Origin of the sequence: Nitrososphaera viennensis EN76 (genome assembly GCF_000698785.1) — an archaeon.
In the GTDB taxonomy this organism is placed as follows: Archaea; Thermoproteota; Nitrososphaeria; order Nitrososphaerales; family Nitrososphaeraceae; genus Nitrososphaera; species Nitrososphaera viennensis.
Genome location: NZ_CP007536.1, coordinates 2,130,524 through 2,150,765 on the forward strand (window position 1 = coordinate 2,130,524; position 20,242 = coordinate 2,150,765).

Below are 20,242 nucleotides of genomic sequence, written 5' to 3' on the forward strand. Positions count from 1 at the left end.
CCTGTCTTTGTGGCCGGCGAATATCTGTCTTGTGGATGCGTCATTTGGGGAGTAACGCCTTTTATTCCAAGTGCGGCATGAGGTACATGGCAGTAATCCAGAAAATCGCCCCGTGCCTGTGGTTCGACGGGCAGGCAGAAGAGGCGGCCAAGTTCTACACGTCGATTGAACGTGGGACGGAAGGGAACGAACGGCGAAGGACACCTGAAGGAAGGAGACAAGAGCGATGACGCAGCACAGGACCGGGACACGTGAAGAGTGGCTCGCAGCGCGGCTCGGGCTGCTCAAGGCGGAGAAGGAGCTCACGCGGCGCAGCGACGAGCTGGCGCAGCGGCGGCAGGAACTGCCGTGGGTTCGGGTCGACAAGGAGTATCGATTCGAGACCGACGAGGGGAGCGCCTCGCTGGCGGACCTCTTCCGAGGGCGCTCGCAGCTCCTCGTCTACCACTTCATGTTCGGGCCCGACTACACGGCGGGCTGCCCGTCCTGCTCGGCGATCGCGGACGGCTTCAACGGGTTCGCCGTGCACCTGGCCAACCACGACGTGATGCTCTGGGCGGTGTCGCGGGCGCCGCTTGCAAAGCTGCAGGCGTACAAGCGGCGGATGGGGTGGACGTTTCCCTGGGCGTCCTCGCTCGGCAGCGACTTCAACTTCGACTTCAACGTCTGGTTCACCGAGGAGCAACAGCGAGAGGGGGGCGTCGAATACAACTACCAGCGCGAGGAGGCGTGGCAGTGGCGCGAAGGTCAGGAGAGTGGCGACGAGGGGCCCGTCGCCCAGATCGCGGCCATGACCGGAACCGACGTGGCCACGTACATACGCGAAAGGCCGGGCATGAGCGCGTTTGCGCTTGAGGACGGCGTCGTCTACCACACCTATTCCACCTACGCGCGCGGACTGGACGGCCTCTGGGGCATGTACCAGTGGCTCGACCGCACACCCAAGGGGCGCAATGAGACGGGCATCTGGTGGCGCCGCCACGACGAGTACAAGGGTTGAGCTGTGTCGTGGCGCAACTGCGGGGCGGAGATCTCACGGCGCATGGCTTCCGATCGAGCCCCTCCAAGCAAGCATTTTTTTGGCATCTCGGCGCTGCTCTTCGCTGCCAGTGTGGCGGTAACGATCGTCTGGTGCACATCCTTGTCGGCGAGGGGCGAGATGCTGCAGAGTAACGTTCAAGCATATTACTACTCGAAACAAATCTCTTCTCTGCCCTGTTCAAGATATGATACTATGCCATCGTTGATTTGAAAGCGATGCTCGCGCGTCCAGCTGGTCTTGTCCTGGTTGGTGTAGATAATGTCCCCGCCTGAGCAAAGAAGGGAAACCTGCAGAATCCTGTGCGACTTTTCGCCCGTTATCACCCACATGTAAAGATAAGAATCGCTCCGGACGGCCGTGACATTGGAAGGGTCTATTGGTTTGCCTTCAAACGCGGATTTGCTTATCTCGTGTATGACGAGAATATCTGAACCCCGTTGAACTGAAGCGGTTGCGTTTGGGTACTTGGCAAGAAAGGCCTGCACTTCAGGCAGCTCTTTTGCTTTAACTATGAGCTCTTTATTCGAGATGAACGACGCGCTATCTGAAAAGCTCTTGTATGCCATATACAAAGTGAAAACGATGCTTGCTGCAATGACGGGTATTAGCAGGCCGTAGCCCCATCTGTCCAAGGCTTGAAACTCCTACTTTCAATCATAAAAGTTAGCTGTACCCGCCTTTGACAGGCCACTATGAGAGTCGTTTGGGCAATACTTAGCTAAAGATGCTGCCACATTGTGATACCATTATAAATTACAGACAACAATTCCATGCCGTTGACCAAGATAGGCGACATGTACCGCAGAGTGCGGGGCCTGACCTCAGACAGGCCGTCCAACTTTGGCTGGGTGCTTGAGGGCAAGCTAGCCGGCTCTGGCATGCCTGTCACAAAAGCCGAGTTTGACTGGGCGTGCAGCCAGGGGATATCTGCAATAGTGACAGTGAGGGAAGGGCCGCTGCCGGAAGAATGGGTCAACGGGAGCGTCGACTATCTCCACCTAGAGGTGGATGACTTTGCCGCGCCCGAACTAGAAGACATTGACCGCGCAGTCGAGTTTATCGACGGGCAGGTGGCAAAGGGCAAGCCGGTCATGGTCCACTGCGCGGCAGGAAAGGGCAGGACCGGCGTCATCCTGGCAGCATACCTGATAAAGAAAGAGGGGTTGAGCTCGCAAGAGTCGATAGACAGGATCCGCGCAATGCGCCCCGGCTCTATCCAATCGGATGTGCAGGAATGGGCGATACAGATGTACGAAAAATACCTGAAAAGCAAAAAATGATTATTCGGGCACCGAGTCTATCACAAGCTGCCCGTTCTGGATCTTGACAAACAGGTACCTGTTGTCCTTGAATATCAGCGTGATCTCGTTCTTGGTTTCCTCGACATCAAGTAGCTCCTGACCCTTTATCCCGTCATACTTGGCCATTTCGTTATTCTAGACGAATGGGGGCATTAAAAGGTGTTTCCAACCGGCTCCCGGCATTTCACCGGGAAACAACCGCCGCCGGCAGAATGCTGACCTTTATCCTGTCACCTTCGACCGTGACGCCGTACGTTTTCTGGTCGTACGTCTTGATGTACGACAGGATGTTGTAGGCATATTCAACATTCTTCTTCCAGGCGTCGGGGAGCCCATCTGTCGGCGGCGCAGTTGTGTTTGCGTCCCTGACCTTTCTTCCAGTGGTGCAGTCAAACTGCGCTCCGTGGAAGGGGCACGTCACGACATTCCCGCTTACCGTCCCCATTGAAAGCCGCGCGCTGCTGTGGCCGCACCTGTCGTCAAAAGCATAGTATTTCCCGCCAATGTTGGCGACCGCTATCTCCTTCCCCTCAATCTCGACGTGCTTTATCTTTCCAGCTGGTATCTCTTGCACCCTTGCAACCTCGACTGATTTTCCCTGAAAGCCTTGCTCTTCTCCTTCTTTCATGCTGACTTGTACTACTCAAGGCAAGGCTATATCGAGGACGTCCACAAAAATTCTCAAATAACACATTGTGGTACATTGTGTTCTTGCCATGAAAGCCAGACAACAACAAAAGACCGTTACCCGGACAATCCGCCTGCCAGGCAGCCTTGACAGCGTCCTCCAAAAAGACGCAAAGGAAAAAAGGACGACCGTCAATTCGCTCATCTCCTCGATAATAACCAGGTACGCCGAGTGGGACAGGTACGCAGACGCGTTCGGGTTCATCTGCCTGCCAAGAAACGGCTTCAAGCTGATACTTGACGCGCTTGGCGACGAAACTGTCAGGCAAATAGCAGAGACAATCGGGTCCAGGCAGCCCCGCGAGCTCATGATGTTTGTCTTCAAGAAGACAACCCTTGACGCCTTTCTGTCCCAGATCTCGCTGTTCTCAAGGTACGCCGGGTTTGGGACGTACGAGATTGAAGCTGTCAGCGAGCGAGATTATACCATGGTGGTGCACCACGAGCTGGGAAGAAAGTGGTCCATCTATCTGGCCCACCTGGGGTCGCAGGGGCTAAAGAGCACCGTAAACGTCGCGCCCAAGGTCCACATAGCAGAGAACTCTGTCGTGTTCAAGTTTTCTGTCCCTTAGAAAAGCCTAGTTAGTCGACTATTTCCTGGTCGAGGCTGTCAAGGCACAGCGCGAGCAGCTCGTTGCTCCTCTTCATGATATAGTCTGGAAACTGCTCGAACGTGAAAACGTATTGCTGCTGGAAGTTTGGCGGGATGAATCCTCCGTGCGTGATGACCTGCACGACTACATACTGCTCGTTCACGGTTGCGATCTCTTCCTCGGCAGACTGGTCCATCTCTTCTATGGTGTGCCTGTACAGCACCACCGGCTTGCCCGTCCTCGTGGCGATGATGGACGCCCTCCTCAGCCGGTCGCGCAGCCTTGCCGTGACCCAGCTATCAAGAGTGACCTGCTCGTTGGTCAATTGCAGATATCTGGGCAAAAATATCTAGAAAAGGCAGTATGGCAAGAAACATTGACCTGGTGGTAAACAATAATCCTTACTTGCCAGTACAACTTTAATTGTGCTACCCGCCCCCGATGACAGCAAAAAGCCGGTTGTCTGATATTACAGTATAGCAGCAAAAATGCGTACTATTTTGTGAAAAATGATCATTCAACCGAAATCCGGAATTCGCGGCCGTCTATTTCCACCTGCTTGTAGCTGACGTTGCCAAGAGGCTCTTTTGACAGCACGGCTGCCTTGACCCGTACGAGATACGTCATCTCCTCCTTCATAGCCGACAATGCCGCAGTCTCTTCTTCGTCGTCAAGGCCGGCGACGTACGCGGCCGCAAGAATGTCCGTCGGGTTGTACTGCCTTTCCTTGCGCAGCTGCTGGAGGTTCCGCGCCAGGTCGCGCAGCAGCCCCTTTGCAATCAGTTCCTTGTCGCGCTTTGTGGAAATGAAGACGACGAGGTTTCCGCGCTCTGACGACGAGTAGCCTTCCTGCGCCTTGTACGTGATGTCGACGTCTGCCGGCAGGATCTCTGTCGTTTTCTCATTATTGTATGCCAGCATAAACTTGCCAGACGATTTCAGCTCCTTAATGACAGCGATCTTGTCAACGCCCTCAAACGCCTGCAGGACGGAATTGATGTCGGCCTTTACCCGGGGCGCCACGCTCTTTCTTACCAGCGAGATATTGACCGTGACAGGCAGGTTGTTTTCAAGCAGGCTGGACACCTTTTCAAGCTGCGAGCCTGCGTTTATCTGGACCATCCTGTACTGCTCGGCGTTCAATTGCGACTTTAGCGACTCTGAAACACCCTCGACCTCCAGCGGTTTTAACTCTGTATGGGTGCCGCAGATGATCGCGTCGCGTATTGGCCAGCGCCTCTTCAGGCTGGCAAGGTTCCTTGCCGCGTTTGCCGTCGACACGACTTCCTTTATCATGTCAAAGGCGCCTTCCACCTTGGCGTTTGCCAGCCGCTCGTCGCGCACAGGCCACGTTTCGAGCAGCACGCTCTTCTTCTTTTTTTTCCTGCTGCCAGAGAAGCACGTGAGGTACATGTAGTCGCTGATGAACGGCGACAGCGGATGCAGCATGATGTCGATCTGCAAGAGCACGTGGCCCAGGGTCGCGTACACTGCAAGGCGCCTGTCGAGGTTCTCGGCGCTGTCGTCCCATATGACGTTCCTCGTTAATGGAACATAGGTCTGGCTCAGGTGGTTGATTATGAATTCGTCGATGGCCTTGGCGCCTTCGTGGAACCTGCAGCGCTCAAACGCATCAGTGACCTCGGTTATCAACCCTTGCATCTTTGACAAAAGCCACACCTCCGTCGGCGCAAGGAGGTTGTTTTCAAGCGCCCACTCGACCGTGTGCTTTTCTCCGTCAAAGTGGTCAAACTCGCTGTTCTGCCTGAAATAGACGTGCAGGTTGTGGAGCGTGCTCAGTATCTGGTACGTCCTTGTCTTCATCTCGTCGAGGCTGAAGTTGAGCGCCTCGATGGGCGACGACTTCCACATGAAATACAAGCGGATGAGGTCTACAGGGTTTTCCGACAAGAGCTTGCGGGCTTCAATCACGTTTCCAAGGCTCTTGCTCATCTTGTTGCCCTTTTCGTCAAGCACGTGGCCCTGGAACAGGAACGAGCGGTACGGGGCGACACCGTTCATGATGACGTTTTCCATCAAAAGCGTGTACGCCCAGCCCCTGGTCTGGTCGATGCCCTCCGTCAGAAACTCTGCCGGTATCAGGTCCCTGTATTCCTCGTCGGTCAGCGACGCATAGGGAGCGGCGCCGGAGTTGTGCCACGTGTCAAGCACGAACGGCTCGCGCTGCATTTCTGCTCCGCATTTTTCGCATTTTATCTTGATCCTGTCTATCCACGGCCGGTGCAGCTCAAACTCGGCTCCGTCCGGCAATTCTGCCGCCTTTTTCACGATGTCTGCCCTTGAAAACAGCGGCTCTTTATGACCGCACTTGCCGCACGACCATATCGGGAGCGGGGTGCCCCAGACCCTCTCGCGGGATATGCACCAGGGGTGCTGCTCTCGGATGATCTCGACGAACCTGTTCTTTGGCTGCTCGAAAAAGTAGTCGACCTTTTGCGCGGCTTCTAATGGTTTCTGGCCAAGGTTGCTCAGGATGTAGAAATACTCGCGCCTTGCAAGCCACACCACCTTGTGGTGCGAGCGCCAGCACGTCGGGTACTGGTGCTTTATCTTGCCCATTTTCACGGACGCGCCTTTTGCCTTCATCGCCTCAAACACCTTCATGTCTGCGTCGCGCACAAACATGCCGCCAAACGCGCCTGCTTTCTCCGTGAACACGACCCTGTCGTCTATCGGGAGAAATATCGGGACGTTGCGCCTGCTTGCAATGTCAAAGTCCTCCTCGCCGTTTGCCGGCGACAGGTGCACAAGCCCGCTTCCGGTGGCGGTGTCGACGAAGTCTTCGGCGACTACAAAGTGTATCGAGCCTGTCCTGGCAAGCTCGGCAAGGCCCGGTATCATGTCAAGCAGCGGGTGGACGTAGTGCCTGCCGTCAAGCTCGCTTCCCTTGAGCGTCCTTTCAACTTTGTAGTCTTCGATGCGCAGTTCCTTCATCAGTTCTGCCAGCCTGTCAGAGCCGACAACCCAGCGCTCGCCCCCTTCGTTCGTGTCCTTTGCCACCCAGACGTACGAATAGTCCGCCTTGGGGTTTGTGCCGACCATCTCGTCCGTGACTATTGTAAAGGGCATCGTCGTCCAGACAATCAGAAAGGCGTCCTCGTCGGCAAGTTTCACCTTGTAGTAGAACGACGGGTCCTCCACGGTCTCGTAGCCCTGGTTCACCTCGGCGTTTGAAAGCGAAGTCTGGCACGACGGGCAGTACGCGACAACCCGGAACCATTCCTTCAGGACGCCCGTCTCCCACGCTTTTTTCAAGAACTGCCACTCGCGCTCTATGTACTCGTCCTTGAACGTCCAGTACGCCTTTTCATAGTTGAACGACATGCCGAGCAGCGCGTCCATCGCCCGCCACTTTTCATTATAAGTCTGTATGAGTTTCTTGCACGTCTCTACTATCTTTTCGATTCCTACCTTGCTGACGTTTTCTGCCTTGCTTCCTGTCAGACCAAGCTCCTTTTCTGCGGCAAGTTCGACTGGCAGGCCCTGCGTGTCCCACCCCGCGCGGAATATCACCTTGCTCTTGCGCAGAGTGTTAAAGCGGTACCACAAGTCCTTGATGACGCGCCCGCGCAGGTGCCCTGCGTGCGGCTCGCCGTTCATGGTGGGCGGGCCCTCTATGTAGCCGACAAGGGGCCTTCCGGCAAGCTCGTTTTCGAGCATCGCCCTGAGGTCGAGGCCGTCGAGATGAGTGCGAACCTCGTTTTCGATCGCCTTGGCGTCAAAACGAGTGTTAAATTCCATGTGTATGTACGGAAGAGGCGGAGGGCGCGACCCGTTTATATCTTTAGTTCAGGAAAACAAAAAGAAGAGAAAGGGGCTGTCCTTATTCCTCTGAAAATAATGCGTTTAACAACCCTAGTATGACTATGCTGGCAAAGAAGCCGCCCACAATACCCGCAACACTAGTAGTTGTTTCCGGCTTCTTAATAGTGCCAAACATGCATGCAAGAGAGTGAAAATGTTTGCCATGAGGAATTCTGTATCTATCTAATAATTCTTTAACATAGTGATGACCCGGAGAACTATATTGCTGATTAAGGTGTTCTAAATAATCTGTCCTCGGTTCTATCTCTGCTTCAATTCTTCCATTTGGCATGACCTTTATGTGAAACTGCATAGTGTTATCGAGATTTTTTGCTAATCCGAAAACCTGCCCGTGGTCTTCCTGCATTGGTACAAAGTATCCTTCGTTGAGAAGCTGTTGTCTAAGGCTAGCAATGTATCTTGTGTCGATACTAAAGCAGTTGCAGTGGTACTGGTCTCCTTTTACTATAGTAATACCTTCCATGTCGCATTCATAGAAAGTTCTACTATATAAAGATTAGTATAAAATGTTACTAGGCAATATACTAAATATTTAGTCCGCTCTTTCCAGCAACAAAATACTAATAGGTATCATTTTGAATTCCTGTATCGTTTGGTATCCGTTAGAACTACTACTATAGGCGGCATTTCATACCTGCAAGTAGTACGTTATCTCAAGACTCCGGACGGAAAGACGAAGATCGATGTTGTCAAATCGTTTGGAAGAGATACTTTGGAGAATAGGTTGAAAGCTGAACAATTTGCAGCTTCGTATGATAAGCTAGAAGAGTTTGCTTCGCAATTTAAACAACAACAAGGAAGAGAATCGAATGAGCTCCTTTCTGTTGCATTAGCAATATTCGGAGTAGTTCTTGGAGCTGCGATCGTATCTGCAATTATAGCTAACATATTTAGCGACGATTAAGAATGCTGTTTGAGATTGATACACGAGCTACTATAGCTCAAACTGCGCCTGCGTCCCTTCCTTCACGCCGTGGCGCTCTGAGAACCCAGCGACGGTTTCAAGTACGTACCGCGCGTTCTTGTCAGGCTGGTAATTGGGGCAGTCAAACTGGTTCGGGCACGGCGGAAGTGAATGCTCGACGTGCACCACCGTCTTTTCGCTGTCAAGCCAGATGATGTCGATTGGGAACTTCATGCCGTTCATCCAGAACGGGTGGGGGTAGTCGGCGTCAAACACGAACAGCATGCCCTCTCCCTCGGTCATGCTGCTCCTCACCGCAAGCCCCTTGGTCTTTTTGTCGGGCGTGTCGGCAATGTCTGCAAGCAGGTTGACATCTGCTATTGACACTATCGTGTGGTTGTACCCCTGCAAGCCTCCCTCCGAAGCGACTGGCACGTTGGGCGTGGTGCCTTCCACTATCCGCAGCGCCGGCGTGAAATACAGGACGGCAAAAGCGATTATCCCTGCAGCTGCCGCGGCACCGATGGCTATCGCAAGCCTTGTTGCCTGCACGGAAAGCAGTTGGCGCTTTTGCTATTTATGCTGTTATATCGGCCTTGCCAGCCTGACGTGCACCAGCTGCGGGCTCTGCTTGCTCTGCATTATCCTCGGCTCGTTGCCCGAGCGCTTGAAGTAGGATGCCAGCACCACTGCCCAGGGCAGGACGTGCTTGCCCTCCGCCTTGGACTGGAGGCTGACTATGTTGTTGCTCTTGTCATGCTTGAGCCCGCCAAGGCAGCTTATCTTTAATGCCGAGTCGACTAGGTCGAGCATTTCCGGCGCGCTCATGGTCCCCACCCTGAGCCCGTACCTCCTCTCCATCACTTCAAGGAGCTCGCCGGCGGGGTCCTCGTTGTTCATGGCGTATTCGAGCATGTGCGCGGCAAGGCCGTTTTCCACCGCCCTTGCAAGCTCTATCGCCTTTGCGGCAAGCGCCGGCTGGGCCTCCAGCGCGTGCTTGGCCTCGCCCGCCCTTGTCCAGGCCTCTTCAAAGTTCTTGGCCTGCAGCGCGCCGTACGCGTCAAGGGACGCAAAGAGCGCTGCCTTGCCGTTGCTTGAATCGACAGAGACCATGTGGGTCATGTCGACTATCATGAGGTTTGACGAAACGGTGGCGTCGCTTGCTGCCATGCGCAGCTCTATGCCGTCAGGCAACAAAGACAGGCTCTCGCTTCCAAGGCACTGCGCGCCGACTATAAATCGGATCCGCGCGCCGTTTGTAGCCGCCTTTATCAGCTGCCCCCTGCACTGCGCAAGCAGCCGCAGCCCCCACGGGTCCAGGGCCGCGGTTATCGACGACCTTGCGCCTGCGACCAGGCCTGATATCTTTGACAGCGCCGAGTCGGGGTCGAGGATGAAATACCTCTTTTCTTCCGAGCCCCTGGGCCTCTGGCCCTCGTCGCTCAATCTCTGCAGGCGCTCGACGATCTTGCGCATGTTTCTCACCCTGCGCTCGTGCAAATTCACTATCTCGCCAAACGCCTCCTCCGGAGGGATCGCGCTGCAGATGAGCGGCTTTTGCCTTGACACGACTGCCAGCCTCTTTTTCTCCAGCTTTTTCACCGTCTGGTACACCTTGGTCCTAGGCAGGTTGGCATAGTACGCAAGGTCGCTTGCCGCAAGCGACCCCTTGCCTATCATCGTGAGGTAGGCGCGCGCTTCGTATTTTGACAGCCCGAACTCTTCAAGGCTTGCCGGCAGGTCGCCCGAAGCTGGAGAAGTGCTAGAAATGATAGAAGCAGAAGAATGGCTTTTCTGGTGCATCCGGGATAGACTTGCCCCGCGCCAAGGTAAAACGGTGGGTCAAACATATTGCGTCAAAAGTCAAAAAAATGCCAAGCTGTTACCGCGGAATTGCGTCACCGCGGTGACAAAACTTTCCGGCACACCGGGCGTCTTATCGCCAGCCCCGGAAGCAAAGCCGTTGCAAAATGACGATGTCAAAATGGGTCAAATCCGAATCAGTGGTTACCTCTACCGACGATTCACCATCACCAATAGCGGCTGCCGCCGTTTCGCCCAAGCCGGGAGGCCCCCTGAGGCCGCGGCTTGAGGCGGTGCAGAAGAGGATAGAGAACCAGATAGCCCGGCTCGACGACCTCCTGTCGTCTTTGAAGATGCGCGACGACGAGACGTTCCGCAAGCTCATGGCCTCGATAAAGGAGAGCAACGCCCAGTACTCTACCGTGCTTTCTGCAGAACTGGCAAAGGCAAGGCAGGTAAGCCGCGTCGTCTCGATAGCCAGGGTGGCGCTTGAGAAGATCCACGGCCGGCTTGCGTCCGTGTCGGACTTTGGCGATCTTGTCATAGTCCTGAGCCCGGCGATGGCCGTCGTGAAAAGCGTGAGGTCGTCGCTGGTGCCTTTTGTGCCAGAGATGGAGGAAGACCTTGGCATAATCTCGGAACTCTTGAGCGGGATACTGGTGGACGCCGGCCAGGTGGGCGGTTACACTATCAACTTCGAGACTGCAAACGAGGAAGCCGTGAGGCTTGTTGACGAGGCATCAAGCACTGTAGAGCACAAGATGAAGGAGGAGCTCCCCGGAATCCCAGACCTTCCGATGGTACCAACAACAACAAAGGTTGCCTAGCTTACTTCGTGGCTGTCGTCAGCTAGGCAGCCCCGGTGTCACCACGGGCGAACAGAATGCCCAACATCTTTTGACCCTTTGCCTTTTCGTTGCTTTTAGCAAAATCTGTAGACGCATATTTGCTGTTTCGCAAGGACTCTACCCTTAGGGAAAGGGCCACTGTAGCCCTCGCAAGCCTCCAGCGCAACGCCTGCGCGATGGGCACGCTGCGCAGCAGGATAGAGTCGCGGGCAGACTTTATCCTGAAATCGCAGGGACATAGCGACGAGTACCAGGAGCTTGCACGCGTCCTTGAGCTGGTAAAAAACGGCGAGCTCATCCTGAGCGAGCTGTCCGGCAAGATGGAAGCCGCGCGCTTTTTGGAAGAATTCGTCCTGATAATCAACGGCGCTGCCGAGTCGGTGAGCGCGATAAAGGGCGACGTCGAGCACCTGGTCCCGCTGGCAGAAAGCGCGCTTGCCGAGATGCACGACGCCATATCCAAGATATCCGGCGGCCTTTACACGCCGGACCCCGGGCCGGCGCAGATAGACATGCAAAACAGCATCCTTGCAGAGGCGACGGCAGCGGCGGTCGCGCAGGCGCCGCCCGTACTACACGAGCAGCGTGCTGCCGTGGAACCAAAGGCCGCCGATGCATCTATTGAGGCAAAGGCCGAGGCCGAGCTGGCATAGGGACGCGCGTGGTGTAAACTTTTCACACGGCAAGCAAAGATAGATTTACACCTAGGTAATTCAAATTGCTAACCAATTTTCTTCTGGAACTGCAATTATGAGTCTCGCACCCCAAGAACTTGAAAATAGCGCTAGCAAGTATGCAGCCGAGGCGATCAGGCTTGACTCCCAGGGCTCAAGAGGAATGGCTATCCAGTCATACCAGAGGGCAATTGAGGCACTCGTCAAGCTGGTACAGATCTACCCGGATTACAAGTTGAACAAGGTCTACATGGAACGGGCAAACGCGTACCAGAACCGCATCAAGGCACTCCAGATGTCCCACGGGCTTGACGACGACAGGCCGAACCCGATCGAGGATAATAATAGGGTCGAGCCGGCAAACGGCCACGGCAAGGGCAGTGCCGGTTCTTCTTCTGGCGGCAGCAGCAAGTCCGGCAACGTGGAGACGCTAAAGGCAGACTTTGACGACCTTGTCATGAAGGACAAGCCAAAGGTGAGCTGGGACGAGGTTATCGGCCTTGACGACGCCAAGAGGGCTATACGCGAGTCTATCGTTTACCCGATGAAGAGGCCGGACCTGTTTCCCCTTGGGTGGCCGCGCGGAATACTGCTGTACGGGCCGCCGGGATGCGGAAAAACGCTGCTTGCAGCAGCTGCGGCAGCAGAGATCGACGGCTACTTCATCAACGTCGACGCGGCGTCGATGATGAGCAAGTGGCTGGGCGAGGCAGAAAAAAACATATCGAAACTGTTCACGATGGCGCGCAAGCTCAACGAAAGCGAAGGCGTGCCCGTGCTTTTGTTCATAGACGAAATCGATTCGCTCCTTGGCCAGCGCAACAGCGAGGTAGGAGGCGAGGTAAGGGTAAAGAACCAGTTCCTGACAGAGATGGACGGCATCAACGGCAAGTCAAAAGAGTCGCAGCTCTACGTCATCGGCGCGACCAACAAGCCGTGGAGCCTTGAAGCAGGCTTTTTGCGCAGGTTCCAAAAGAGGATTTATGTGACATTGCCGGACAACGCCTCGCGCACAAACCTGTTCAACCAGTACACCCGCCCGCTCAACACAGAAAGCGCGCTCAAGATAGACGAGCTTGCCAAGATAACGGACGGCTACAGCGCAAGCGACATCAAGGACATCTGCCAGTCGGTGCAGCTGCGCGTCGTCAACGAGCTGTTCGAGAGCGGAAAGGCGATGGAGGCTAACGCAAACCCGAGGCCCGTCGGCACCACTGATTTCCGCGAGATACTAAAGATCCGCAAGCCTTCAGTCAGCGTCGACATGATAAGGGCGTACATGAGGTGGAGCGACCAGTTCAAGGCGCTGTGAGCTTTACTCACTTTTCTTTTTCTTCTTTCTATATTATTACAAAAAAATGGCAACGCGTGTTTGAATGTCCATAGTTTTGCATAATTACCTGGAAATCCATTATATCCATCCGGCTCTATGATGATATTCTAAATTTCATGCCTATATCCGCACAAATCCGTCCTGTCCTGAATTTTGCAATCGATTAACCGCGATCGGTTGCCTGAAAATCCGTCCCGCATGCTGTTTTTCTCCATAAAACAATCAAAAATTGACGTGATGATGGGCTTGTTATGTATATACAAAATTCTTAGAGCATTGTTATATGACCTTTCAGCAGAATACACACGGCTACGGCGGAACCCGCGCCCTGACCAGAGTCTCTGCAGCAATAATAGCTGCCATGGTGCTGGTCCTTAACATCGCGGTTTCTGCCCCAGTTCCTGCCAGTGCGGCCCCCATCCCGGGAGCATGCAACTGCGTCATCTTTAGGCTTGACGACGTTCAGGATTTCTGGCTCAACACGGTCCAGGTTGCAGTCATGGACGAATTTATCGGCGAGAACGAAAAGCTTACCGTCGGCGTGGTGATGAACTTTGTCGGAAATGACGCGTCCGTGGTGAGCAAGGTTAGGCAGGGCTTTACCTCTGGCACATTCGAGCTTGCAAGCCACGCGTGGGACCACGTCGACTACAAGACCCTGACTCTTCAGGCGCAGCACGACACGCTGCAGCAGGCCAACCAAAAGATGGTCGCGCTCTGGGGGACCAGCCCGGTAACCTTCATCCCCCCGTACAACAGCTACGACGACAACACCCTTGCCGCGCTCAAGGACCTGGGCATGAAGGTCATCAGCGCAGAATTTGACCAGGAGCTTTTGAGCATATACAACCCTGACGAGCCGGACAGCCCGGACAACAAGGTCTACAAGGCGATAAATGGCTCTGCCATAACAGACTCGCAAGGCATCTACCACCTCCCGCAGGTGGTGGGCTTTTACACGTATGATTCCGAACCGCCGACCAAGACTCCTGTAAGTACTATTATGGACAGTATCGACAGCACGATCTCTTCGTACGGGTACGCCGTGGTGACCCTGCACCCCCAGGACTTTGCCGTCAAGTCAAACGGGGTTCCGGTCAACCCTGCTCAAGTTAACAGCGCCGAAATAGCCGATCTGAGGACGCTCATAGACAGCATTCGCGGTGCAGGATACACGATAAAGAACTATTCAGAAGTTGTCGATGCCTCGCCGCCCCAAATAACTGACATCACTCCGCCCATGATAACAGCTCCTCTTGACAAGCAGGTGGTCTCGTCAGAGCCTCTCACTAATGTCGACCTTGGAAGCCCGTCCGTGACAGACAACGTCGACACTTCGCCAGCAGTCACAAACGACGCTCCCGCCGCAGGATTTCCCCAAGGGACTACTGCCGTAATCTGGACTGCTACAGACGATGCGGGCAACTCCGCCCAGGCAATTCAGTACGTTACAGTCCGTACGACTGCAGATACCGTCCGGCCTACGATTGCAATTTCCGAGCCTTTGAGTGGAGCCACAATACGCGGTCCGGCTGCGGGAATTAACTTGCTTGTTAAAGGAAACGCGACTGACAGCCAGACCGGGATAAAAACAGTCGAGGTAAAGCCATCCAATACCGTCGCGTACAAGAAAGCCACGCCCGTATCTCCGGGCAACTGGACCGAATGGTCCTCTACACTGACCATTACAGCTTCGGGCAATTATACGATTACCGCTAGGGCAGACGACTACTGGAACTGGTCTCAATGGTATACCACTCCTGTCACGGTACTCCTTGGCGCCTCTGCTGACATAGATCCTCCGCACATAATCGCGCCGGATGATATTACAACGGAGGCGACTGGCATACTAACGCCCGTTTCCTTGGGGAAGCCTGACGTGACCGATAATGTTGATCTCGATCCAACTGTAACCAACAATGCTCCCGGCGGCGCAGAAGGTTCTGGCTTTACTGTAGGGACCCACATCGTTACATGGAGGGCAGAAGATGATGCTGGAAATGTTGCAACTGCAAACCAGACAGTCACCATAACTGCCGCCTCTCCAGTACTGCCCAAGCCAAAAGCTGGAGCATACAACGCCCCGCAATCAGTCACCCTGACGCCGCTGCTGGCCAACTCGACAATCCACTACACCACAGACGGCTCGACGCCTACGGCAAACAGTACCACGTACACCGGGCCAATACAGATATCCAAAAGCACTGACTTGAAGCTCATTGCAGTGGACTTGCAAGGCGACGCTGGCAACGTCACGACCCTGTCGTATGTCATTGACACTACGGCCCCGACAGTCACAGCTTCGCCTGCAGGCGGCACGTACAGTACGGCCCAATCTGTTGTTCTTGCGCCAAGCGAATCCAACAGTACAAAGATCTACTACACCACCGACGGCTCGACGCCCACAACGTCCAGTACCGAGTACGTTACCTCAATAGCTATAGCATCTACCACGACGCTCAAGTTCGTCGCCAAGGATAGCGTTGGCAACCTTGGCCCCGTCGGCACCGAGAACTATGTCATCAACGTCGTTAGCAGCGGAGGCGGCGGTGGAGGAGGAGGCGGTGGTGGCGGCGGAGTAGGCTCTGGCGGCAGCATGACTGTCGGAGGCGAGGTCTTTACCTACCCGGACTCGCACTTTGTGACGCACCAGCTGGACAAGATCAAGTTCGTCAGCTTTGGAGTCGTGAGCCCGCAGAACAGTAACGTCGTACTCACTACTGCCGCACCCGGACAGCAGGTAAGCATATCTGCCACGTTCAAGAACTACCAGAACAAGCCGCAGAATTACGTCTACATAACCCAGGTTGAAAAGAACGGGATCACCTTCCGCATCGACTGGCAGGCCGGCGCCGTAAACACTGGACAGACAGAGACTGTGTCAAGGTCATGGACGACACCCGTAGAGCCTGGCAACTATGCAATCAAGCTCTTTGTATGGGACAAGCTGAGCGGGTCTCCTGCCGCGCTGTCTGAAGTGGGCATGTCCCAGATTTCTGTAGCAGAACCGGCGGGATCGCAATCATAGGAGGTGAAACAGACACACAAGAGAAATAGCACACACAAAAAAAACCTCTGACGAAAACTGTACTGCCTAAATATCCCTAGGTCAGAAATTCACGGCCGGCCTTCAAAAAGGAGGCCGGCCGCGAAATGATAATTTATTACTTTTCGTCCTTCTTGTTGTAGCGTTCCATCGCTTCGCTTATCTTTTTCTTGGCTGATTCTTTGTTCTCCCAGCCCTTGACCTTGACGTACTTGCCCTTTTCAAGCTCCTTGTAGTGCTCAAAAAAGTGCTTGATCTGGTCCTGGATGTGCTGGGGCACGTTGTTGATGTCCTTGACGTCGGAAAACGACGGGTCAATCTTTGCCACCGGGACTGCCACCACCTTGGCGTCCTCCCCCTCCTCGTCAGCGGTTATGAGCACGCCGACAGGGTTCGCGCGGATGACTGACGATGGCACAACAGGATCGTTTCCCAGCACCAGCACGTCGACGGGGTCTCCGTCCTTTTCCTTTGTCTGCGGCACAAAGCCATAGTTGCACGGGTAAAACATCGCGGTGAACAGCTTGCGGTCAACAAAGAGCGCGCCAGTCTCGTCGTCTATCTCGTACTTGATGTTGCTGCCCTTTGGGATCTCGATTACCACGTTTAGCTCTTCCGGCGGGTTCTTGCCTGCCTTGAGTGTGTCTACAAGCGCCAATTCTTATCGGGACTAGCGGGCCAAAGTCAAGATATATTCATTCCTATTATTGTTGGCGGCGTTTTCCGAGAAATTTTACCATCATATCACTGTCTGTCGCCAAGGCATCTCGTGTATTCGATATGCGACGTGATGTTTCCTGATGCTCTAGTCGATAACGAGCCGCCGCACACGAGCGACGCTTCCGTCCTGCCCGATTGCTCAACGGTCACTGTTAACACAAGCTGGCGAGCACTTGTACCAGGACCTGATGATGATTCATAATCCTGCCTGCTTGCCCTGTAGGTGACCTGCGAAGACTGGCCGTCAACGCTCATCTTGGCATCGGGGAACCTGTCAAGAAATGCCTTTACCTCCTGCGTTTCTTGCGCCCTGGCAACAAGCTCGCTGTCAGGAAACGTGGTAAGCGGCTTGAACATGAAGGATAGTAACGCCATAAGGCCGATTCCAACAGCCATTCCAAACATGGCCGACGCAACATCGCGCTTGTTGTTGTTATTATCCATCGTACGCAAAAGCTCGTGCGTTGAAATCTATTGAATATTGCGGAAGCAAAAACTACTTTCTTGCCAAATCCAAACTGGCACCTCATTACACTTATAACGTTCAGAGGCCGGTAAAAGCGCGGTTGGCCACCATCAAGGTCTTTGCAGTCGACATCGACGGCACCCTGACGGAGAACGGGGGCGGAGCGGTGCACATGCCCGCATTGTCGAAACTGCGCTACCTTGACAAGCTCGGCTACCCTGTAATCTATGTCACCGGCAGGTCGTCGGTAGAGGCGTACGTGCTTGCGGTGTTTGGCGGCACGACAAGAGTCGCAGTGGGCGAGAACGGCGGCGCAATAACAGTGGCGCCGCAGGAGCACAAACTATTGGCAAGCCGGGAAAAGTGCATGGAGGGGTACGAGCTGTTGAGAAAGAGCCTTGACGGCGTGCAGGAAAAGCCGGTTTTCCCGCGCATGACGGAGGTCGTGATGCTTCGCACGTTTGACATCAAGGAGGGGCAGAAAATCCTCGACGAGCACGGCCTGCAGCTTTACCTCAACGACAGCAAGTACGCGTTTCACATCAACGAAAAGGGGGTGGACAAGGCGCTCGGCCTGAAGGAGGCATTGAAAATATTGAAAGCCGGGCCGGAAGAAACAGTCGCAATAGGCGACAGCGAGACGGACATACCGATGTACGACATTTGCGGCTGCAGCATCGCGCTTGCGCACGCAGAGGATCACGTGAAAGAAAAAGCAAGGCACGTCGTTGCAGGAAGGGAAGGCACTGGCCTGATAGACGCCATCGACTATGTCGCGCAGAACTACCTGGGGGTAAAGGCGGAGTGACGTTTAGGAGATTCAGGCTCCAAACACATGATGCAGTTGCTGAAAGCATGGCAAAGGCAGGATACAATGCAGTGCCGTTTGACGTGTCAGAGCCTCCAAAAAAAGAGTTTGGCGACCTGACCTGCAATGTCGCGTTCCTGCTCAGCAAGCAGCTGAGGATGGCGCCTCCAAAGATAGCGCAGGAGCTCATCGAAAAGGGCATCAAGCCGTACCTTGCCGAGAATCAAGATAGGCTCAATTTCATCAAATCCGTAGAGCCGCACCCCGCCGGCTACATCAACTTTCGCTTCGATTACGCGGTGGTGGCAAAAGACACGCTTGGCTACGCGCTGGAAAAGCCAGACAGGTACGGCTATGTCGATTACGGGGCGCTGGAGCGCATCGTCATCGAGCACACGAGCGTCAACCCGAACAAGGCGCTGCACGTCGGCCACATGCGCAACGTGATACTTGGCGACACGCTCTACCGCATAATGAGAGCGGCAAACAACAAGGTTCAGGTCTTGAATTACGTAGATGATTCGGGGCTTCAGGTCGCCGACATCATCATTGGATTCCTGTACGCAGGCTTTCCACGCGAGCCGCCGGACGGCCGCAAGTTCGACCAGTACTGCGGCGACGAGGTGTACGTCAAGGTAAACCAGATGTACGAAAAGGATCCGACGCTTGCGGAAAAGCGCAAGCTGGTGCTGCGCGAGATAGAAGAGGGCAAGTCAGAGGTTGCAAAGTTTGCCGCCGGGATAACAAAGAGGGTGCTTGACGAGCAGCTAAAGACTTGCTGGCGCATGAAGGTGCACTATGACATCCTGAACTTTGAGTCGCAGATAGTGCACTCGCAGATGTGGAACAAGGCCTTTGAGCTCTTGAAAAAAGAGCGGCTGGTAAGATTCGAGGAAGAAGGCAAGAACAAGGGCTGCTGGGTCATCGAGGCAGGAGGCGAGGAGGACAAGGTGGTCGTGAGAAGCGACGGCACGGCGACCTACATCGCAAAGGACATCCCGTACGCCGCGTGGAAGCTGGGGCTCGTGCCTGACCCGTTCAGCTATGAAAAATATGTGCAGCAGTGGGACGGAACGACGCTGTACGCGACCACTCTTGGCAGTGGCGCGGAAGCAAGCAGGTTTGAAGGAGGCGACAGAGTGATAACGATAATCGACTCGCGGCAGGCGCGCCTCCAGCGCATCATATCGCAGGTGCTTGGGAAAATAGGAAATGCAACAACGGAGCGCAAGCGCCATGATTACCAGCACCTCGGCTACGAGGCGGTGACTCTGAGCGCCAGCACCGCCAGGGCGCTTGGCATAGACATCGGCGACAGGCAGTTCATGCACATGTCCGGGAGAAAGGGCATCTACGTCGGGGCGGATTTCGTGCTTGACCACCTGCGGGACAAGGCCCGGGAGGAGGTAAAGACGCGCAACCCCGAGTTTTCCGACGAGCAGGCCGGCCAGATCGCAGAAGAGATCGCTATTTCCGCAATACGCTACAACATGATAAAGCAGGACCTCGACAAGATAATCACGTTTGACATCCATGAATCAATGAGCCTGGAGGGCGACACCGGCCCGTACCTGCAATATGCGTACGCGCGCTCGCAGCGCATACTGGAAAAGTCCGGCATGGCTGTTATAGAAACAGCAGATTACGCGCTTTTGAAGGAAGAGGCAGAGATAGAGCTGGTAAAAGAAATCTCGAAAATGGACCTGGTGGTTGAAGACGCCGCCAGGTCGCTGAGCCCAAAGGCCCTTGCCCGCTATGCGTACAGCCTTGCCACCATTTTCAACTCGTTTTACGAAAAAGTGCCTGTGCTAAAGGCGCAGGACGCAGAGACGCTTGCCGCCAGGCTTGCCCTTGTCAGGGCGTCTGGAATCGCGCTAAAGAACGCGCTGTCGATACTCGGCATAACGGCGCTCAATAAGATGTAAAAATCCTGCGCATAGTCGCCTCCCTTGCTAGCCTGCCCTTGTCGCCGTGGTACTGCGGCCGGGTGCGGAGGTTCTTGTTGCAGCAGGGGCATTTTGTCTCTTCCATGTTGACGAAAATGGCGCGGTCGCACGTGATGCACACCTTCATCCCCTTGGCGTACTCGATCTTTTTTACCGGGGTGTAGCGCGGGTGTTTCTTGCAGAGGCCCCTGCATGACATGTCTATGTGACTGTGGGACAGGCAAG

Annotated in this window: 22 protein-coding genes; 11 read left to right on the forward strand and 11 right to left on the reverse strand. The window is 54.7% G+C overall.

From position 1 onward, the window contains the following. Nucleotides 1–44: 44 nt before the first annotated feature. Both NVIE_RS15980 and NVIE_RS12140 read left to right on the forward strand, forming a co-directional pair. Entirely contained in the window at nucleotides 45–230 is a 186-nt protein-coding gene (locus NVIE_RS15980) for a VOC family protein (protein ID WP_227717372.1), read from the forward strand. Beyond that, nucleotides 227–1,000: a DUF899 domain-containing protein gene (locus NVIE_RS12140; protein ID WP_075055487.1), complete on the forward strand. Its 774-nt coding sequence runs from the start codon at nucleotides 227–229 to the stop codon at nucleotides 998–1,000. Before NVIE_RS15980 ends, NVIE_RS12140 begins: the two co-directional genes overlap by 4 nt. A gap of 188 nt (nucleotides 1,001–1,188) precedes the next feature. Here NVIE_RS12140 and NVIE_RS12145 read toward each other — a convergent pair whose 3' ends face one another. Continuing rightward, entirely contained in the window at nucleotides 1,189–1,674 is a 486-nt protein-coding gene (locus NVIE_RS12145; protein ID WP_144239714.1) for a hypothetical protein, read from the reverse strand. Nucleotides 1,675–1,812: 138 nt separating this feature from the next. Here NVIE_RS12145 and NVIE_RS12150 point away from each other — a divergent pair, with 138 nt between their 5' ends. Then, complete coding sequence (locus NVIE_RS12150) at nucleotides 1,813–2,322, forward strand: phosphatase domain-containing protein (protein WP_227717373.1); 510 nt, start codon at nucleotides 1,813–1,815, stop codon at nucleotides 2,320–2,322. Here the strand turns inward: NVIE_RS12150 and NVIE_RS15745 are convergent, their stop codons facing one another. Both NVIE_RS15745 and NVIE_RS12155 read right to left on the reverse strand, forming a co-directional pair. Continuing rightward, nucleotides 2,323–2,469, reverse strand: a complete 147-nt coding sequence (locus NVIE_RS15745) for a hypothetical protein (protein ID WP_169736203.1) — start codon at nucleotides 2,467–2,469, stop codon at nucleotides 2,323–2,325. A 58-nt stretch (nucleotides 2,470–2,527) separates the two neighbouring features. Further along, nucleotides 2,528–2,971, reverse strand: coding sequence for a Rieske (2Fe-2S) protein (locus tag NVIE_RS12155; protein WP_075055489.1), 444 nt, complete (start codon nucleotides 2,969–2,971; stop codon nucleotides 2,528–2,530). An 88-nt stretch (nucleotides 2,972–3,059) separates the two neighbouring features. Between NVIE_RS12155 and NVIE_RS12160 the strand changes: the two genes are divergently transcribed. Continuing rightward, nucleotides 3,060–3,602, forward strand: coding sequence for a hypothetical protein (locus tag NVIE_RS12160; RefSeq protein ID WP_075055490.1), 543 nt, complete (start codon nucleotides 3,060–3,062; stop codon nucleotides 3,600–3,602). Between the two features lie 10 nt (nucleotides 3,603–3,612). Here the strand turns inward: NVIE_RS12160 and NVIE_RS12165 are convergent, their stop codons facing one another. The 3 genes from NVIE_RS12165 to NVIE_RS12175 all read right to left on the reverse strand — a co-directional run bounded on the left by NVIE_RS12165 (nucleotide 3,613) and on the right by NVIE_RS12175 (nucleotide 7,932). Beyond that, entirely contained in the window at nucleotides 3,613–3,948 is a 336-nt protein-coding gene (locus NVIE_RS12165; RefSeq protein WP_084790818.1) for a hypothetical protein, read from the reverse strand. A 188-nt stretch (nucleotides 3,949–4,136) separates the two neighbouring features. After that, a complete protein-coding gene (gene ileS, locus NVIE_RS12170; protein ID WP_075055491.1) occupies nucleotides 4,137–7,385 on the reverse strand; it encodes an isoleucine--tRNA ligase in 3,249 nt (1,082 codons plus the stop codon). A gap of 82 nt (nucleotides 7,386–7,467) precedes the next feature. Then, nucleotides 7,468–7,932 (reverse strand): hypothetical protein, encoded by a 465-nt coding sequence (locus NVIE_RS12175; protein ID WP_075055492.1) that lies wholly within the window; start codon nucleotides 7,930–7,932, stop codon nucleotides 7,468–7,470. 129 nt (nucleotides 7,933–8,061) lie between these two features. Here NVIE_RS12175 and NVIE_RS12180 point away from each other — a divergent pair, with 129 nt between their 5' ends. After that, nucleotides 8,062–8,373, forward strand: a complete 312-nt coding sequence (locus NVIE_RS12180) for a hypothetical protein (RefSeq protein WP_075055493.1) — start codon at nucleotides 8,062–8,064, stop codon at nucleotides 8,371–8,373. Between the two features lie 30 nt (nucleotides 8,374–8,403). Here the strand turns inward: NVIE_RS12180 and NVIE_RS12185 are convergent, their stop codons facing one another. Together NVIE_RS12185 and NVIE_RS12190 are read right to left on the reverse strand one after the other, a co-directional pair. After that, nucleotides 8,404–8,925 carry a DUF192 domain-containing protein gene (locus NVIE_RS12185; RefSeq protein ID WP_075055494.1) on the reverse strand — a complete coding sequence of 174 codons (522 nt, stop codon included), beginning with the start codon at nucleotides 8,923–8,925 and terminating at the stop codon, nucleotides 8,404–8,406. Between the two features lie 33 nt (nucleotides 8,926–8,958). Then, a complete protein-coding gene (locus tag NVIE_RS12190; RefSeq protein WP_075055495.1) occupies nucleotides 8,959–10,176 on the reverse strand; it encodes a TrmB family transcriptional regulator in 1,218 nt (405 codons plus the stop codon). A 167-nt stretch (nucleotides 10,177–10,343) separates the two neighbouring features. On the opposite strand from NVIE_RS12190, the gene NVIE_RS12195 reads away from it, so the two are divergent. The 4 genes from NVIE_RS12195 (at nucleotide 10,344) to NVIE_RS12210 (ending at nucleotide 16,059) form a co-directional block, all read left to right on the forward strand. Then, nucleotides 10,344–11,003, forward strand: coding sequence for a Snf7 family protein (locus NVIE_RS12195; protein WP_075055496.1), 660 nt, complete (start codon nucleotides 10,344–10,346; stop codon nucleotides 11,001–11,003). Between the two features lie 119 nt (nucleotides 11,004–11,122). Beyond that, a complete protein-coding gene (locus NVIE_RS12200) occupies nucleotides 11,123–11,677 on the forward strand; it encodes a hypothetical protein (RefSeq protein ID WP_075055497.1) in 555 nt (184 codons plus the stop codon). A gap of 97 nt (nucleotides 11,678–11,774) precedes the next feature. Then, on the forward strand, nucleotides 11,775–13,010 hold the full coding sequence (locus tag NVIE_RS12205; protein WP_075055498.1) for an AAA family ATPase: 1,236 nt from the start codon (nucleotides 11,775–11,777) through the stop codon (nucleotides 13,008–13,010). A gap of 304 nt (nucleotides 13,011–13,314) precedes the next feature. Beyond that, nucleotides 13,315–16,059, forward strand: coding sequence for a chitobiase/beta-hexosaminidase C-terminal domain-containing protein (locus NVIE_RS12210; RefSeq protein ID WP_075055499.1), 2,745 nt, complete (start codon nucleotides 13,315–13,317; stop codon nucleotides 16,057–16,059). A gap of 136 nt (nucleotides 16,060–16,195) precedes the next feature. On the opposite strand, the gene ppa is transcribed toward NVIE_RS12210, so the two are convergent. Next, a complete protein-coding gene (ppa, locus tag NVIE_RS12215; RefSeq protein ID WP_075055500.1) occupies nucleotides 16,196–16,735 on the reverse strand; it encodes an inorganic diphosphatase in 540 nt (179 codons plus the stop codon). A gap of 86 nt (nucleotides 16,736–16,821) precedes the next feature. Further along, on the reverse strand, nucleotides 16,822–17,241 hold the full coding sequence (locus NVIE_RS12220) for a hypothetical protein (RefSeq protein WP_075055501.1): 420 nt from the start codon (nucleotides 17,239–17,241) through the stop codon (nucleotides 16,822–16,824). A 122-nt stretch (nucleotides 17,242–17,363) separates the two neighbouring features. Between NVIE_RS12220 and NVIE_RS12225 the strand changes: the two genes are divergently transcribed. Together NVIE_RS12225 and NVIE_RS12230 are read left to right on the forward strand one after the other, a co-directional pair. Beyond that, on the forward strand, nucleotides 17,364–18,071 hold the full coding sequence (locus NVIE_RS12225) for a phosphoglycolate phosphatase (RefSeq protein ID WP_075055502.1): 708 nt from the start codon (nucleotides 17,364–17,366) through the stop codon (nucleotides 18,069–18,071). Then, entirely contained in the window at nucleotides 18,068–19,996 is a 1,929-nt protein-coding gene (locus NVIE_RS12230) for an arginine--tRNA ligase (protein WP_075055503.1), read from the forward strand. Before NVIE_RS12225 ends, NVIE_RS12230 begins: the two co-directional genes overlap by 4 nt. On the opposite strand, the gene NVIE_RS12235 is transcribed toward NVIE_RS12230, so the two are convergent. After that, nucleotides 19,983–20,216 (reverse strand): hypothetical protein, encoded by a 234-nt coding sequence (locus NVIE_RS12235; protein ID WP_075055504.1) that lies wholly within the window; start codon nucleotides 20,214–20,216, stop codon nucleotides 19,983–19,985. The genes NVIE_RS12230 and NVIE_RS12235 overlap by 14 nt on opposite strands. Between the last annotated feature and the right edge of the window lie 26 nt (nucleotides 20,217–20,242).

Bases quoted from the DNA above. Each gene is read 5' to 3' on its own strand.
- NVIE_RS12195 (WP_075055496.1), top strand. From the start codon at position 10,344: ATGACGATGTCAAAATGGGTCAAATCCGAATCAGTGGTTACCTCTACC.
- NVIE_RS12220 (WP_075055501.1), bottom strand. From the start codon at position 17,241: ATGGATAATAACAACAACAAGCGCGATGTTGCGTCGGCCATGTTTGGA.
- NVIE_RS12150 (WP_227717373.1), top strand. From the start codon at position 1,813: ATGCCGTTGACCAAGATAGGCGACATGTACCGCAGAGTGCGGGGCCTG.
- NVIE_RS12235 (WP_075055504.1), bottom strand. From the start codon at position 20,216: ATGTCATGCAGGGGCCTCTGCAAGAAACACCCGCGCTACACCCCGGTA.
- ileS (WP_075055491.1), bottom strand. From the start codon at position 7,385: ATGGAATTTAACACTCGTTTTGACGCCAAGGCGATCGAAAACGAGGTT.
- NVIE_RS12175 (WP_075055492.1), bottom strand. From the start codon at position 7,932: ATGGAAGGTATTACTATAGTAAAAGGAGACCAGTACCACTGCAACTGC.
- NVIE_RS12160 (WP_075055490.1), top strand. From the start codon at position 3,060: ATGAAAGCCAGACAACAACAAAAGACCGTTACCCGGACAATCCGCCTG.
- NVIE_RS12190 (WP_075055495.1), bottom strand. From the start codon at position 10,176: ATGCACCAGAAAAGCCATTCTTCTGCTTCTATCATTTCTAGCACTTCT.
- NVIE_RS12140 (WP_075055487.1), top strand. From the start codon at position 227: ATGACGCAGCACAGGACCGGGACACGTGAAGAGTGGCTCGCAGCGCGG.
- NVIE_RS12205 (WP_075055498.1), top strand. From the start codon at position 11,775: ATGAGTCTCGCACCCCAAGAACTTGAAAATAGCGCTAGCAAGTATGCA.
- NVIE_RS15745 (WP_169736203.1), bottom strand. From the start codon at position 2,469: ATGGCCAAGTATGACGGGATAAAGGGTCAGGAGCTACTTGATGTCGAG.
- NVIE_RS12210 (WP_075055499.1), top strand. From the start codon at position 13,315: ATGACCTTTCAGCAGAATACACACGGCTACGGCGGAACCCGCGCCCTG.
- NVIE_RS12155 (WP_075055489.1), bottom strand. From the start codon at position 2,971: ATGAAAGAAGGAGAAGAGCAAGGCTTTCAGGGAAAATCAGTCGAGGTT.